At 70.3% G+C, this 12941-nt stretch carries 13 protein-coding genes; 7 read left to right on the top strand and 6 right to left on the bottom strand.

Annotated features, from left to right (window positions below; genetic code table 11):
• The first annotated feature begins 29 nt into the window (after window positions 1-29).
• Together KF737_RS09210 and KF737_RS09205 are read left to right on the top strand one after the other, a co-directional pair.
• Window positions 30-605, top strand: coding sequence for a hypothetical protein (locus KF737_RS09210; RefSeq protein WP_296453432.1), 576 nt, complete (start codon window positions 30-32; stop codon window positions 603-605).
• A gap of 95 nt (window positions 606-700) precedes the next feature.
• A complete protein-coding gene (locus KF737_RS09205) occupies window positions 701-1084 on the top strand; it encodes an endonuclease domain-containing protein (RefSeq protein WP_296453429.1) in 384 nt (127 codons plus the stop codon).
• A gap of 70 nt (window positions 1085-1154) precedes the next feature.
• Here KF737_RS09205 and ubiB read toward each other — a convergent pair whose 3' ends face one another.
• Entirely contained in the window at window positions 1155-2645 is a 1491-nt protein-coding gene (ubiB, locus tag KF737_RS09200) for a 2-polyprenylphenol 6-hydroxylase (protein ID WP_296453426.1), read from the bottom strand.
• A 7-nt stretch (window positions 2646-2652) separates the two neighbouring features.
• On the bottom strand, window positions 2653-3411 hold the full coding sequence (locus KF737_RS09195) for a class I SAM-dependent methyltransferase (RefSeq protein ID WP_296453424.1): 759 nt from the start codon (window positions 3409-3411) through the stop codon (window positions 2653-2655).
• Between the two features lie 62 nt (window positions 3412-3473).
• On the opposite strand from KF737_RS09195, the gene mutM reads away from it, so the two are divergent.
• The 5 genes from mutM (at window position 3474) to dnaA (ending at window position 8281) form a co-directional block, all read left to right on the top strand.
• On the top strand, window positions 3474-4337 hold the full coding sequence (gene mutM, locus KF737_RS09190) for a bifunctional DNA-formamidopyrimidine glycosylase/DNA-(apurinic or apyrimidinic site) lyase (RefSeq protein WP_296453420.1): 864 nt from the start codon (window positions 3474-3476) through the stop codon (window positions 4335-4337).
• Complete coding sequence (locus KF737_RS09185; RefSeq protein ID WP_296453418.1) at window positions 4334-5194, top strand: TraB/GumN family protein; 861 nt, start codon at window positions 4334-4336, stop codon at window positions 5192-5194. The genes mutM and KF737_RS09185 overlap by 4 nt, the downstream gene beginning before the upstream one ends.
• A 29-nt stretch (window positions 5195-5223) precedes the next feature.
• Window positions 5224-6003 carry an enoyl-CoA hydratase gene (locus KF737_RS09180; protein WP_296453414.1) on the top strand — a complete coding sequence of 260 codons (780 nt, stop codon included), beginning with the start codon at window positions 5224-5226 and terminating at the stop codon, window positions 6001-6003.
• A gap of 133 nt (window positions 6004-6136) precedes the next feature.
• Window positions 6137-6406: a 30S ribosomal protein S20 gene (gene rpsT / locus KF737_RS09175; RefSeq protein ID WP_296453412.1), complete on the top strand. Its 270-nt coding sequence runs from the start codon at window positions 6137-6139 to the stop codon at window positions 6404-6406.
• A 399-nt stretch (window positions 6407-6805) separates the two neighbouring features.
• Window positions 6806-8281: a chromosomal replication initiator protein DnaA gene (gene dnaA, locus KF737_RS09170; RefSeq protein WP_296453408.1), complete on the top strand. Its 1476-nt coding sequence runs from the start codon at window positions 6806-6808 to the stop codon at window positions 8279-8281.
• 90 nt (window positions 8282-8371) lie between these two features.
• Here dnaA and KF737_RS09165 read toward each other — a convergent pair whose 3' ends face one another.
• The 4 genes from KF737_RS09165 to truB all read right to left on the bottom strand — a co-directional run bounded on the left by KF737_RS09165 (window position 8372) and on the right by truB (window position 12941).
• Window positions 8372-9043, bottom strand: coding sequence for a PEPxxWA-CTERM sorting domain-containing protein (locus tag KF737_RS09165; RefSeq protein WP_296453405.1), 672 nt, complete (start codon window positions 9041-9043; stop codon window positions 8372-8374).
• 315 nt (window positions 9044-9358) lie between these two features.
• Window positions 9359-11497: a polyribonucleotide nucleotidyltransferase gene (gene pnp / locus KF737_RS09160; RefSeq protein WP_296453402.1), complete on the bottom strand. Its 2139-nt coding sequence runs from the start codon at window positions 11495-11497 to the stop codon at window positions 9359-9361.
• A 227-nt stretch (window positions 11498-11724) separates the two neighbouring features.
• On the bottom strand, window positions 11725-11994 hold the full coding sequence (gene rpsO / locus KF737_RS09155) for a 30S ribosomal protein S15 (RefSeq protein WP_296453399.1): 270 nt from the start codon (window positions 11992-11994) through the stop codon (window positions 11725-11727).
• Between the two features lie 17 nt (window positions 11995-12011).
• The gene (gene truB / locus KF737_RS09150) at window positions 12012-12941 is read right to left on the bottom strand and encodes a tRNA pseudouridine(55) synthase TruB (protein ID WP_296453396.1); all 930 of its coding nucleotides are present in this window, start codon (window positions 12939-12941) and stop codon (window positions 12012-12014) included.

Genomic DNA, 12941 nt, shown 5'->3' with positions numbered 1-12941 from the left:
CCGGCACAGCTTGGACGCTGGAGGAAATGATGTCGGTCACGAGAACGATCCTGCTCGCCGCGGCGGCGGCCCTGGCCCTCAGCGCCTGCGACAACGGCCCCTCCGCCGTGGCGGGCAAGCGGCAGGCGGCCGGGACGCAGATGGCGGAGGCCGCGAGCGGTCCGGAGGCCTATGCGACGGCGCCTTCGCCGCGCACGGACGACGACGGCGATGCGCCCCGCGTCGACCACCGCAACGACCCGGTGAAGCTGGTCGACGGCCGGCCGATGTGGTCGGCCAGCCGCAAGTTCTCCGCCGACGAGAACGCGCGCCGCGCCTTCGAGCGCAACGGCGAAGCCTTCGGCGCCGACAACGTCCAGGCGTTCGTGAAGAAGGCCCACGCCTTCGTGTCCGACCCGCCGAAGGGCGCCCAGACGCTGAAGCGCCGCAACGGCGACCTGCTGATCTACGACGCCAGGAGCAACACCTTCGCCGTCCGCAGCAAGGAAGGCGCGCCGCGCACCATGTTCCACCCCGACGACGGCGCCGCCTACTGGGCCGAGCAGAAGACCCGCGAAGCCCGCCGCACCCAGTCCGCCCGCCGCAACGGCGACGACGACGCGTAGAACCTCCCCTTCCCGCTCGCGGGAAGGGGGGACCGCTCGCCGACCCCGGCGAAGGCCGGGGGAAGAGCGAGGGGTGGGAAGGGAAAGCGGCCGGCATGGTCGATCGAACATCCACCCGGATCGCGAACCGCGCACGGGCCCTGCGCCACAGCATGACGGAACCGGAAGTCATGCTCTGGTCCCGGCTGAAGGGTCGACGGGCGGACAAGCCGATCTTCCGGCGGCAGTTCGCCTACGAGTCGATGATCTTCGACTTCTACTGCCCGAGAGCGGCGCTGGCCGTCGAAGTGGACGGCTCGACGCACTGGGACGACGAGAAGCAGGCGAAGGATGAGGCGCGGGACCATTGGCTCGCGCGACGCGGCATCGCGGTGCTTCGCGTCGGAGCGGGCGAGGTCTACCGCAACCTGAGCGGCGTCGCCGACGCTGTGATCCTCGCGGCGGACGAGCGCATTCGCAGCCGCGCAGCCGGTTGGTGAGGCTCTCCCTTCCCACCATCCGCTCTTCGGCGGATGGTCCCCCCTTCCCGCGAGCGGGAAGGGAAGGCCCTCACAGCAGCCGGCCGGCCATGAAGGCCGCGGCGCCGACGAGCGCGCCCAGGAGGAACTGGACGATGCCGAAGCGGGCCTTCTCGGGCTCGACGGCCGCCACCGGCTGCGGCTGGGTCAGGCGGGCGAGGTTGCGGATGGCGCTCTCGGCCTGGCCGGCCAGTTCCTTCACGCGGCTGACCGGCGACAGTTCGCGGGCGATCCAGCGGCGGACCACCGGCTCGGCGGCGGCCCAGATGTTGTGGTCCGGGTCGATGCGGCGGGCGACGCCCTCGACGGTGACCATGGTCTTCTGGAGCAGCACCAGCTCGGGGCGCAGGTGCATGTCGTAGAGGGCGGTGATCTCGAAGAGCTGGGTCAGCACCCGGCTCATGGCCACCGCGTCGGCGGTGCGCCCGAACACCGGCTCGCCCACCGCCCGCAGCGCCTGGGCGAACGCCTCGACGCTGTGGTGCGACGGCACATAGCCGGCGTCGAAGTGGACCTGGGCGACGCGCCGGTAGTCGCGGTTCAGGAAGCCCCACAGGATCTCGGCGAGGTAGCGCCGCTCGGCGGGGCCGAGCCGGCCGACGATCCCGAAGTCCACCGCGAAGAGGCGGGCGGGCGCGGCGGCGAACAGGTTCCCTTCGTGCAGGTCGGCGTGGAACACCCCGTGGTCCAGCGCCTGGGCCAGGAAGGCCCGGGTCAGGTTGTCGGCCAGCGCCGGCCGGTCGAGGCCGGGCTGGTCCAGCGCCGCGTCGTCGCTGAGCGGCAGCCCTTGCGCCCACTCCATGGTGAGCACGCGCTTGCCGACCCCCGGCCACACGACCCGCGGCGCGGCCATGTAGCCGTCCCGGGCCATGATCTCGGCCAGCTCGTCGGCGCCCGCCGCCTCCAGCCGCAGGTCCAGCTCCAGCTCGGTCGCGCGGATCACAGTGTCGGCGAACCTGACCGGCTCCAGGCGCCTGAGCGGCGCAGCCCAGCGCGCCATCAGCCGCGCGGCGAGCGCCAGCACCGCCGAGTCCGCCGCCACCCGCCGCTCGATCCCGGGCCGCAGCACCTTCACCGCCACGCGGCGGCCGTCCAGCAGGGTCGCGTCGTGCGCCTGGGCCAGCGAGGCGGCGGCGACCGGCTCGCTCATGCCGGCGAACAGCGCCTCGATCGGCCGGCCCAGCCCCTCGGCGATCGCTGCGCGGGCCTGCGCGGCCGGGAACGGCGGCAGGCGGTCCTTCAGGTGGCCCATGTCCTCGGCGAAGGTGCGCCCGAAGATGTCGGCCCGCGTGGACAGGAACTGCCCCAGCTTGATCGCCACCGGGCCCAGGCCCTGGAGCGCGCGCGCCAGCCGCTCGCCCGGCCGCCCGTCGCGGCGGCCGGCGAAGATCCGCAGGGTGTTGGCGAGCGCCCGCACCGCCGGGGAATAGAAGCCGTCCAGCTCGCGCGGCAGCAGGGCGTCGTTGCGGACCAGCGTCCATCCGGCCCCGATCAGCCGGAAATAGGCCCCGAGCGACGCCACCGGCGGCTCAGATGGCCCGCGCGGTGTGCAGCGCCGCCACCCCGCCGGAGTAGTTGGTCCACGCCACCTGGCTGAAGCCCGCGCCCGCGATCAGGGCGGCGAACGCCTTCTGGTCGGGGAACCGCCGGATGCTCTCGACGAGGTACTGGTAGCTCTCGCGGTCGTTGGCCACGCGCGCGCCGATCTCGGGGATCACCCTGAACGAATAGGCGTCGTAGGCGGCCCTGAGCGCCTCGGTGACCGGCCGCGAGAACTCCAGGCACAGGAACCGCCCGCCCGGCTTCAGCACGCGGCGCGCCTCTCGCAGGGCCGCGGAGATGTCGGTCACGTTGCGGATGCCGAAGCTGATCACATAGGCGTCGGCGGTCGCGTCGGGCAGGGGCAGGCGCTGGGCGTCGCCCACGGCCCAGCAGATCTCGGGCGCCCCGCCGCGCTCGATGCCGGCGGCGATCATCTCGGCGTTGTAGTCGACCACGAAGACCTGCGCGTCGTCGCCGCCCCGGCGTTCCTGCGCGCGCCGCGCCAGCTTGGCGAACCGCCGGGCCATGTCGCCCGTGCCGCCCGCGCAGTCGACGATGACCTCGCCGGGCTGGGGGTTGAGGCGCGAGGCCGTCGCGTCCTTCCAGAGCCGATGGACGCCCGCGCTCATCAGGTCGTTCATCAGGTCGTAGCGCCGGGCCACGCGGTCGAAGACGCCCCGGACGAGGCCCGCCTTCTCGGAAGCGTCGACATCGCGGAAGCCGAAGGTGGCGGAAGGTCCCGTCATGGCCGGGGTTCTAGCGTCCAACCCCTTGGCGCGCCAGCGAAGGCGTGCCAAGCGGGTCGGCGATGCCTGAACTTCCGGAAGTCGAGACCGTGCGCGGCGGCCTGGTCCCAGTGCTCGAGGGCCACCGGCTCGCCCGGGTCGAAGCCCGCCGCCCCGACCTGCGCTTCCCGCTGCCGCCCAATTTCGTCCAGACGCTGACCGGCGCGACGGTCGTCAGGCTGGAGCGCCGCGCGAAGTACCTGCTGGCCCGCCTCGACCGCGAAGACACGCTGGTCATGCACCTCGGCATGAGCGGACGCTTCGAGATCGCTCGACCGGAAGGCTCCAGCCGCCCCGGCCAGTTCCACTACGCGCCCGATCCGGACCCGAAGCACGCGCACATCGTCTTCGAGACCGAGGCCGGGAACCGCGTCACCTATTACGACCCCCGCCGCTTCGGCTACATGGCCCTGGTCAACACCGCGACCTTCGACCTCCACCCCTGGTTCGCGGGCCTCGGCCCCGAGCCGCTCTCGGACGCCTTCGACGCCGCCCACCTGAAGGCCGCATTCAAGGGCCGCAAGCAGGGGCCGAAGACCCTCCTGCTGGACCAGCGCGTCGTGGCGGGGCTCGGCAACATCTACGTCTGCGAGGCGCTGAACCGCGCCCGCATCTCGCCCTTCAAGCCGGCCGGGAAGATCAGGCCCGCCAGGCTCGAAGCGCTGGTTCCGGAGATCAAGGCGGTGCTGGCCGAGGCGATCGAGGCCGGCGGCTCCACCCTGCGCGACTTCGCCCAGGCCGACGGCGCGCTGGGCTACTTCCAGCACCGCTTCCGCACCTACGACCGCGAGGGCCAGCCCTGCCGCAACGCCGGCTGCAAGGGCGTGATCGGCCGCCAGGTCCAGGCCGGGCGCTCCACCTTCCACTGCCCGGTCTGCCAGGCGTGAGGGCGCGGCTCGCCGGCCTCGCCGCCGCCTTCGCGCTGGCCACGCCCGCCTTCGCCGAGCCGCCCGTCTGGGTGGTCAGGGACAAGGACTCCGAGCTTGTCCTGTTCGGCTCGGTCCACGTGCTGCCGCCCGGCCTCGCCTGGAAGCCCGCCGCGCTCGAGGCGGCGCTCGGCAAGGCCGACGACCTCTGGTTCGAGCTGCCCATCGGCCCCGAGGCCGACCGCGAAATCTCGCTGATCGCCGCGACGCGGGGCGTCCTGCCCCCCGGCCAGTCGATCTTCAGGCTGCTCCCGCCGAAGGACGCGGCCCTGCTGATCAAGGTCGCCGACGCCTACGGGGTCGACAGGCTCACGCTGGACCGCCTGGAGCCCTGGCTCGCCGAGGTCACCCTCGCGGCCGCGGCCTACCGCCGGGCCGGCGCCGACACGTCCAACGGCGTCGAGGCCACGCTCAGCGCCACCACGCCCCCCGCCGTCCGGCGCAAGGCGCTGGAGACCCCGGCCCGTCAGCTCGGCCTCATCGACGGCGCGCCGCTCCGCGACCAGATCGCCTCCCTGCGCCAGACGCTGCAGGAGATGGACCGCGACCCCGAGGCCTACATGAAGCTGGTCCGCGCCTGGATGGCCGCCGACGTGAAGGGCCTGGAGCGGGAGGCGCTGGCCCCGCTGCGCCGCGCCTCGCCCGGGGTCTTCGACCGCCTGGTCGTCCAGCGCAACGCCGACTGGACGCGCCAGCTCGACGCCCGCCTCAAGGGCCAGGGCCGCACCGTCGTCGTGGTCGGCGTCGGCCACCTGATCGGGCCGGAAGGGCTGCCGGCCCGCCTGCGCGCCCTTGGCTATTCGGTCACGGGGCCGTAAGCGGTCGGCGCAGCACCCCGGGAGCGCACATGGCCTACGAAACCCTGATCGTCGAAAGCCCCAGCGAGGGCGTCACCCTGATCCGGCTGAACCGGCCGCAGGCGCTGAACGCGCTGAACAGCGAGCTGCTGGCCGAGCTCTCCCAGGCGCTGGACGAGGCCGAGGCCGACGACGGCGTGCGTTGCGTGGTGCTGACCGGCTCGGAACGCGCCTTCGCCGCCGGCGCCGACATCAAGGAGATGTCCGACAAGTCCTACGCCGAGATGTTCCGCTCGAACTTCTTCGGCGCCGCGGGCCAGCGCGTGGAGCGTTTCCGCAAGCCGATCATCGCCGCAGTCGCGGGCTTCGCGCTCGGCGGCGGCTGCGAGCTGGCCATGCTGTGCGACTTCATCATCGCCGCCGAGACCGCCAAGTTCGGCCAGCCCGAGATCAACCTGGGCGTCATGCCCGGCATCGGCGGCACCCAGCGCCTGCCCCGCGCCGTGGGCAAGGCCAAGGCCATGGACATGGTGCTGACCGCCCGGATGATGGACGCTGCCGAGGCCGAGCGCGCCGGCCTCGTCAGCCGCGTCGTGCCGGCCGACAAGCTGATCGACGAAGCTGTCGCGGCGGCCGCGAAGATCGCCGCGCAATCGCCGCTGGCGGTGATGATGAACAAGGAGCTGGTCAACGCCGCCTTCGAGACCACGCTCTCGACCGGCGTGGGCATGGAGCGGCGCCTGTTCCACTCCCTCTTCGCCTTCGAGGACCAGAAGGAGGGGATGGCCGCCTTCATCGACAAGCGGAAGCCCGCCTTCAGGGGCCGGTAGCCCCTGGGCCGGGGAACCTGTCGCGCCCGCGTCGGCGGCGGTTGACCGCCGGGGTCCGTTTCAGTATATCCGCGCCTCCGATTTCGCCCGCCGGCCAACCGGCGGGGTTTGCCCGTTTGAAGAAGAGTCCCGAATGGCCAATACGCCCGGCGCCAAGAAAGCGGTCCGCAAGATCGCCCGCCGCACCGAAGTGAACACCGCCCGCCGCTCGCGCGTGCGCACCTTCCTGCGCAAGTTCGAGGAAGCCGTGGCGTCCGGCGACGCCGGCGTGGCCAAGGACGCCTTCATCAAGGCCCAGTCCGAGCTGATGCGCGCCGTGACGAAGGGCGTCGTCCACAAGAACACCGGCTCGCGCAAGGTGTCGCGCCTCGCGGCCCAGCTGAAGAAGATGTCGGCGGCCTGAGGCCCGATTTCGGGGAACGCGTTCCCCTTCTTCACCTCTAGGAATTTCGAGAGCAGCGCCCCCTCCGGGGCGCTTCTTTTTTGGGGGCGAAAGCCCTTGCGGGGTGCGGCGCCTGCGACCAAAAAGCTCAGCTTCCAAGGTGGGTTTTCGGCCTTTCCCTTGGACTGAAAAGGGTCCCTTACGAGTCAACAGAAATAAGTCTCGACGGTGAAAAGAATCACCGTTGACCCCCCGGGGTCCCCCTTTAGTGTCGGCCTTCTTACAGGTTCTCACTCTTGATCTCGGGGCCAAACCGGGACGGCGGCGAAGCACATGCGTTCGCCGAGTAAGCATCTGTTTGCGCTGAACAAATGGGTTGGTCGGGGGGTTCGGGGCCCTGGCTTCTGGGTAAGTAAGGTGATGGGGTTCCGAGGAATGACGAGCGGGGGGGCTGCGGGAGCTATGGCCAATGCGCCGGCTACGGCCGTGTGGAGCAAGACGTGCCAGGTTCTCAAGCGCGAGCTGGGTGATGCGACGTTCGGGTCGTGGCTGGGTCATGCGGCCCTGCGCGAGACCGCCGACGAGGTCTGCGTCGTCGCCGCCACCGGCATCGCCCGCGACTGGATCCGCCACAATGCGTGGCGCCGCATCGGCGAGCTGTGGGCGCAGAACGACCCGCTGAACCGCCGGCTCGACCTGAAGTGCCGCACCGAGGTCGACAGCGCCTCGCTGACCGCCCCGGCCGCCGCCAACGCCTCCCATCCGGCTCTCCCCCAGGCCGTACACACCATGACCGCACCCGTTTTCGAGATCGAAGCCGAAGCCGTGGCGCCCGTCGCCGCGCGCCAGGGCCGCCTGCAGGGCCTGCAGGAGCGCTATACGTTCGACACCTTCGTGTCGGGCCCGGCGAACGAGTTCGCCTTCGCCGTGGCGCGCCGCGTGGCCTCCTGGGCCGACGGCCACTTCAATCCGGTCGTCTTCCATGGCCCCTACGGCTTCGGGAAGACCCACCTCCTGAACGCGCTCGCGTGGGAAGCCATGCGCACGGGCGGCCCCTCCAAGCGCGTGGTCTACCTCTCGGCCGAGCGCTTCACCTCGACGTTCGTCAACGCCATCCAGACCCGCCAGACGGCGGCGTTCAAGGACGAGCTGCGCAACGCCGACCTGCTCTTGATCGACGACGTCCACTTCGTGGCCGGCAAGACCCAGACCCAGGAGGAGCTGTTCCACACCCTGATCGCCCTGGTGGAGGACGGCCGCCGCGTGGTGCTGACCGCCGACCGCTCGCCGACCGAGATCTCCGAGATGGAGCCGCGCCTGCGCAGCCACCTGCAGATGGGCCTGGTCTGCGGCATCGAGCCGGCCGACCGCAGCCTTCGCCTGGGCATCCTGGAGCGCAAGCTGAACACGCTCGCCCAGCAGGGGGGCTTCGTGCCCGCCGCGCGGGCCGAGGTGCTGCAATTCCTCGCCGACCGCTTCACCGACAGCGTGCGTGAGCTGGAAGGGGCCCTGAACACCCTCGTGGCCCGCGTGGGCGGCGACATCGCCCGCCTGGGCCTGGACGAGGCCCAGGCCATCCTGCGGCCCCACCTGAGCGTCAACGAGCGCAAGGTGACGGTCGACACGATCCAGAAGACCGTGGCCGAGCACTACGCGCTGAAGCAGGCCGACCTGATCAGCGAGCGCCGCGCCCGCGCCGTGGCCCGTCCGCGCCAGGTGGCCATGTGGCTGGCCAAGCAGATCACCACCCGTTCGTTGCCGGACATCGGCCGCCGCTTCGGCGGGCGCGACCACACGACCGTCCTGCACGCCGTGCGCCGCATCGAGCAGCTCAAGGGCGAGGATCCCGTGATCGCCCGCGACATCGACGTGCTGCTGAGGAAGCTGCGCGGCTGATCCGCGAGGCGGCGCCCAAAGAGAAGGGCGGCCGCATCGCTGCGGCCGCCCCGTACTCTACGCTTACGCTACGCTACTGGACTGGAGCTCTTAGATCCGGACCGCGGCCATCCGGCGGCGGCGCAGCGCCGCGCCCATCAGGCCGAAGCCCATGATGGCGATCGCCCAGGTCGACGGTTCCGGCACGCCGGCCGTGACCGACACGTTGTCGAAGAACACGCCCGCGTTGCCGGGGATGGTGGCCGCCAGGCGGATGGTTTCGGTATTGCCCGTGCCGACGAAGGTGAACGTGCCGCTCTGCCAGGCCATCGAGCCCAGGCCGCCGAACGCGCCGTCGCCCAGGGCGGTCACGTCGAGGCTCTGGCCGCCTGCGGAGACCGTGGCGGTCGCCGTGTAGGGCGCGTTGGCCGGGTTGCGGGAATAGTTGAACGAGACGGTGTAGAGGCGGCCCAGCACCGTCGCGAAGCTCTGCGCGATCGTGCCGGCGCTCCAGCCGTTGATGTCGAGCGAATACTGGCCGCCGCCGGCCGGTCCCCAGGCGCTGGAGGTGTCGGTCAGGTCGACGCTGCCGGCCTCCACGGTCCAGCCGGGCAGCAGCGCCGGGCCGCCCGCGTAGTAGGTGAGGCCGCCCCAGCCTTCCGGCGTGGCCGTCCCGATGTCGTCGAAGCCGCCGTTGGTCAGCAGTTCGACGGTCGCCGCGGAGGCGGTGGTCGCCAGGGCCGAGACGGCGACGGCGGCGGCAAAGGCGATGGGCTTCAGCACGGCAGGAATTCCCTCAGGCGAAGCGTCCCATTCCGGGACGCGAGCGGGTGCAGTTACGGCTGCGCTTGCAGGGCGTATGCCAACCGCTCGTGCGGCGGCGGGACGCAGGCGTGTTCCCCAGGGATCGTCATGGCCCGGCTTGTCCGGGCCACCCATTGGGCTGTGAGCTGGTGGCGATGCTGCGGACGAACAGCTCACTCACAGCCCACTGGGTCCCCCGGACAAGCCGGGGGATGACGAGGGATGGATGGACGTGAAAAAGGCGGCCCCGTCGCCGGAGCCGCCCTTCTCTATTTCAACCGATGACCGCGGCGCCTAGGCGTCCGCCTTCTCCTCGGCCTTGGCCGACAGGTCCTCGCCGGTCTCCTGGTCGACGACCTTCATGGAGAGGCGGGTCTTGCCGCGGTCGTCGAAGCCCAGGAGCTTCACCTTGACCGACTGGCCTTCGGTCAGCACGTCCGAGACCTTCTCGACGCGGCGGTCGGCGATCTGGCTCACGTGGACCAGGCCGTCCTTGGCGCCGAAGAAGTTCACGAAGGCGCCGAAGTCGACGATCTTGACCACCTTGCCGGTGTAGATCGTGCCGATCTCCGGCTCGCTGGCGATCGACTTGATCCAGTCGCGGGCCGCGTCGATCTTCGCCTGGTCGGCGGCCGCGATCTTGATCGTGCCGTCCTCGCCGATGTCGACCTTGGCGCCGGTTTCGGCGGTGATCTCGCGGATCACCTTGCCGCCCGAGCCGATCACTTCGCGGATCTTGTCGACCGCGATCTTGATGGTCTCGATCTTCGGCGCGAACTCGCCGAGGTGATCGCGGGGCGCTTCCAGCCCCTTGTTCATCTCGCCCAGGATATGCTCACGGCCGCCCTTCGCCTGCTCGAGGGCCTTCTTCATGATCTCCTCGGTGATCCCGGCGATCTTGATGTCCATCTGCAGCGACGTGATCCCGTCGTGCGTGCCGGCCACCTTGAAGTCCATGTCGCCGAGGTGGTCCTCGTCGCCCAGGATATCCGACAGGACCGCGAAGCCGTCCTTCTCCAGGATCAGGCCCATGGCGATGCCGGAGACCGGCTTCTTCAGGGGCACGCCGGCGTCCATCAGGGCCAGCGAGGAGCCGCAGACCGAGGCCATCGAGGACGAGCCGTTCGACTCGAAGATCTCGGAGACCAGGCGGATCGTGTAGGGGAACTCGTCGTAGGCCGGCAGCATCGGGCGGACAGCCCGCCACGCCAGCTTGCCGTGACCGACTTCGCGGCGGCCCGGCGCGCCCATGCGGCCCGTTTCCCCCACCGAGAAGGGGGGGAAATTGTAGTGCAGCATGAACTTCTCATAGTACTTGCCCTCGAGGGCGTCGATGAGCTGTTCGTCGTCGCCGGTGCCGAGCGTGGCCACCACCAGCGCCTGGGTCTCGCCGCGGGTGAACAGCGCCGAGCCGTGGGCCCGGGGCAGCACGCCCACTTCGGCGACGATCTGGCGGACCTCGTCGACCTTGCGGCCGTCGATGCGGACGCCGGTGTCGAGGATGTTGCGACGCACGACGTCGGCTTCCAGGTCCTTGAAGATCGAGCCCAGCTTGTCGGGCGCGAGGCCGGCCGGGTTCTCGTCCGACTTGCCGAACTTCGCGACGGCCTTCTCCTTGGCCGCGCCGACGGCGGCGTGGCGCTCCATCTTGGCGACGATCTTGTAGGCCGCGGCCAGGTCCTTGCCGATGGCCTTCTTCACCTCGGCCTTGATGGCGTCGGTGTCGTCGGCGACGAACTCGAAGGGCTCCTTCGCCGAGTGCTCGGCCAGTTCGATGATCGCGTCGATCACCGCCTGCATGCCCTTGTGGGCGAACGTCACGCCGCCCAGGACTTCGGCTTCCGAAAGCTCCTGGATCTCGGACTCCACCATCATCACGGCGTCCTGCGTGCCCGCGACGACGAGGTCCATCCTGGACTCCTTCATCTCGTCGAGGGTCGGGTTCAGGACGTACTCGCCGTCGATGAAGCCGACGCGCGCGGCGCCGATCGGGCCCATGAAGGGCGCGCCCGAGATCACCAGGGCGGCCGAGGCGGCGACCATGGCGACGATGTCGGGATCGTTCTCGAGGTCATGCGCCAGCACGGTGGTGACGACCTGCACCTCGTTCTTGAAGCCCTTCACGAACAGCGGGCGGATCGGGCGGTCGATCAGGCGGCTGGTGAGGGTTTCCTTCTGCGACGGGGCGCCCTCGCGGCGGGGGAAGCTGCCGGGGATCTTGCCCGCGGCGTAGAACTTCTCCTGGTAGTTCACGGTGAGCGGGAAGAAGTCCTGACCGGGCTTCGCGCTCTTGGCGTAGACGGCGGTCGCCAGGACCATGGTCTCGCCGTAGGTGGCGAGGACCGCGCCGTCGGCCTGACGGGCCATGCGGCCGGTTTCGAGCGTCAGCGTCTTGCCGCCCCACTCGATCGTCTTGCGTTTGATATCGAACATTTTGCTTCTTTCTGGTCCCGCGGGCGTATTCCCGGCGGGCGCGGACAGGGGATCGTCTCTACGAATCCTCTCCAATGGCACAGGCTATGAGGACCCCTCGGGCCCTCGGCGTGTCGGGACGGAACTCGCCCCCTTTGCCGCATCCATCCCCCGGCCTGTGACGGAGGAGCGGCCTCAAACTGAAACGGACCCGGTCCCCCGGCGGGAAACCGAGTCCGTCGGAAACCTCAGCGGCGCAGGCCGAGCTTCTCGATGAGCGCCTGATAGCGAGCCACGTCGGACTTCTTCAGGTGGTCGAGGAGCGAACGGCGGGCGGAGACCAGCTTCAGCAGGCCCCGGCGCGAGTGGTTGTCCTTCTTGTGCGTCTTGAAGTGCTCGGTGAGGTTCGCGATCCGTTCGGACATGATCGCCACCTGGACTTCGGCGCTGCCCGTGTCCGCGTCGCCGCGGGCATGGGTCTTGATGACTTCGGCTTTACGTTCGGCCGTGATCGACATCGGGTTCTCCTGCTCGGCTAGAGATTGAAGACGCGCGAGGGCTCGAGCCGTCCCGCACGCATCTCGCAGAGCGCCACCATCGATCCCCCCGCCATCGCTGAAACGGTGCGCGAGCCCGGCTTGAGCCTGGCCTTCACAGCGTCCACCTGTCGGGGAACGAGAACGATCGATCGTCCCTGCTTCAATCGGAAGGCGTCTTCGTCGGTCACGGCGAGCACCGGGATGTCGTCCAGTGCCGTCTCGACCGGAAGCAGGGCCTCCGATTGGCGGGCCTCATAGCCCAAATCCTCAAGCAATTCCAGTGCGACCGCCGATTGCTCGGTGAACGCCCCCACGCGCGTGCGGCGAAGCGCGCTCACATGCCCGCAGGCCCCCAGCGCCGCGGCGATGTCGCGGACCAGGGCGCGGACGTAGGTCCCCTTGCCGCAGTCCATCTCCAGCGTGACGTGGTCGGCGTCTTCGGCGTCGGCCACGCGGACGTCCATGATCCGCACCGTGCGGGCCGCGAGTTCCACCGTCTCGCCGGCGCGGGCGAGGTCGTAGGCCCGCTCGCCGTCCACCTTGATGGCCGAATAGGCCGGCGGGACCTGCTCGATCTCGCCGATGAAGCGCGGCAGCACGGCCTGCACCTGGGCGATGGTCGGACGCACATCGGACTCCGCCAGGGTCGCGCCCTCGCGGTCGTAGGTGGCGGTCGTTCGGCCCCACGCGATGGTGAACCGATACGACTTGTCGGCGTCGACCATGAACGGGACCGTCTTGGTCGCCTCGCCCAGCGCGATCGGCAGGACGCCGGTGGCCAGCGGGTCCAGCGTGCCGGCGTGGCCCGCCTTCTGGGCGTCGAACAGGCGGCGGATGCGGCTGACGGCGTGGGTCGAGGTCAGGTCGTAGGGCTTGTCGAGGTTGATCCAGCCCGAGATCGCCTGGCCCTTCTTGCGGCGGGCCAC

This window comes from Phenylobacterium sp. (assembly GCF_019636135.1).
Lineage (GTDB): Bacteria > Pseudomonadota > Alphaproteobacteria > Caulobacterales > Caulobacteraceae > Phenylobacterium.
Note: the sequence above shows the minus strand (reverse complement) of the source record. Positions and strands in the feature narration are given on the sequence as shown.

Coding starts and splice junctions, on each gene's coding strand:
- rpsO (WP_296453399.1), bottom strand. CDS start 11,994: ATGTCGATCACGGCCGAACGTAAAGCCGAAGTCATCAAGACCCATGCC.
- KF737_RS09180 (WP_296453414.1), top strand. CDS start 5,224: ATGGCCTACGAAACCCTGATCGTCGAAAGCCCCAGCGAGGGCGTCACC.
- KF737_RS09205 (WP_296453429.1), top strand. CDS start 701: ATGGTCGATCGAACATCCACCCGGATCGCGAACCGCGCACGGGCCCTG.
- pnp (WP_296453402.1), bottom strand. CDS start 11,497: ATGTTCGATATCAAACGCAAGACGATCGAGTGGGGCGGCAAGACGCTG.
- dnaA (WP_296453408.1), top strand. CDS start 6,806: ATGGGGTTCCGAGGAATGACGAGCGGGGGGGCTGCGGGAGCTATGGCC.
- KF737_RS09210 (WP_296453432.1), top strand. CDS start 30: ATGTCGGTCACGAGAACGATCCTGCTCGCCGCGGCGGCGGCCCTGGCC.
- rpsT (WP_296453412.1), top strand. CDS start 6,137: ATGGCCAATACGCCCGGCGCCAAGAAAGCGGTCCGCAAGATCGCCCGC.
- mutM (WP_296453420.1), top strand. CDS start 3,474: ATGCCTGAACTTCCGGAAGTCGAGACCGTGCGCGGCGGCCTGGTCCCA.
- KF737_RS09195 (WP_296453424.1), bottom strand. CDS start 3,411: ATGACGGGACCTTCCGCCACCTTCGGCTTCCGCGATGTCGACGCTTCC.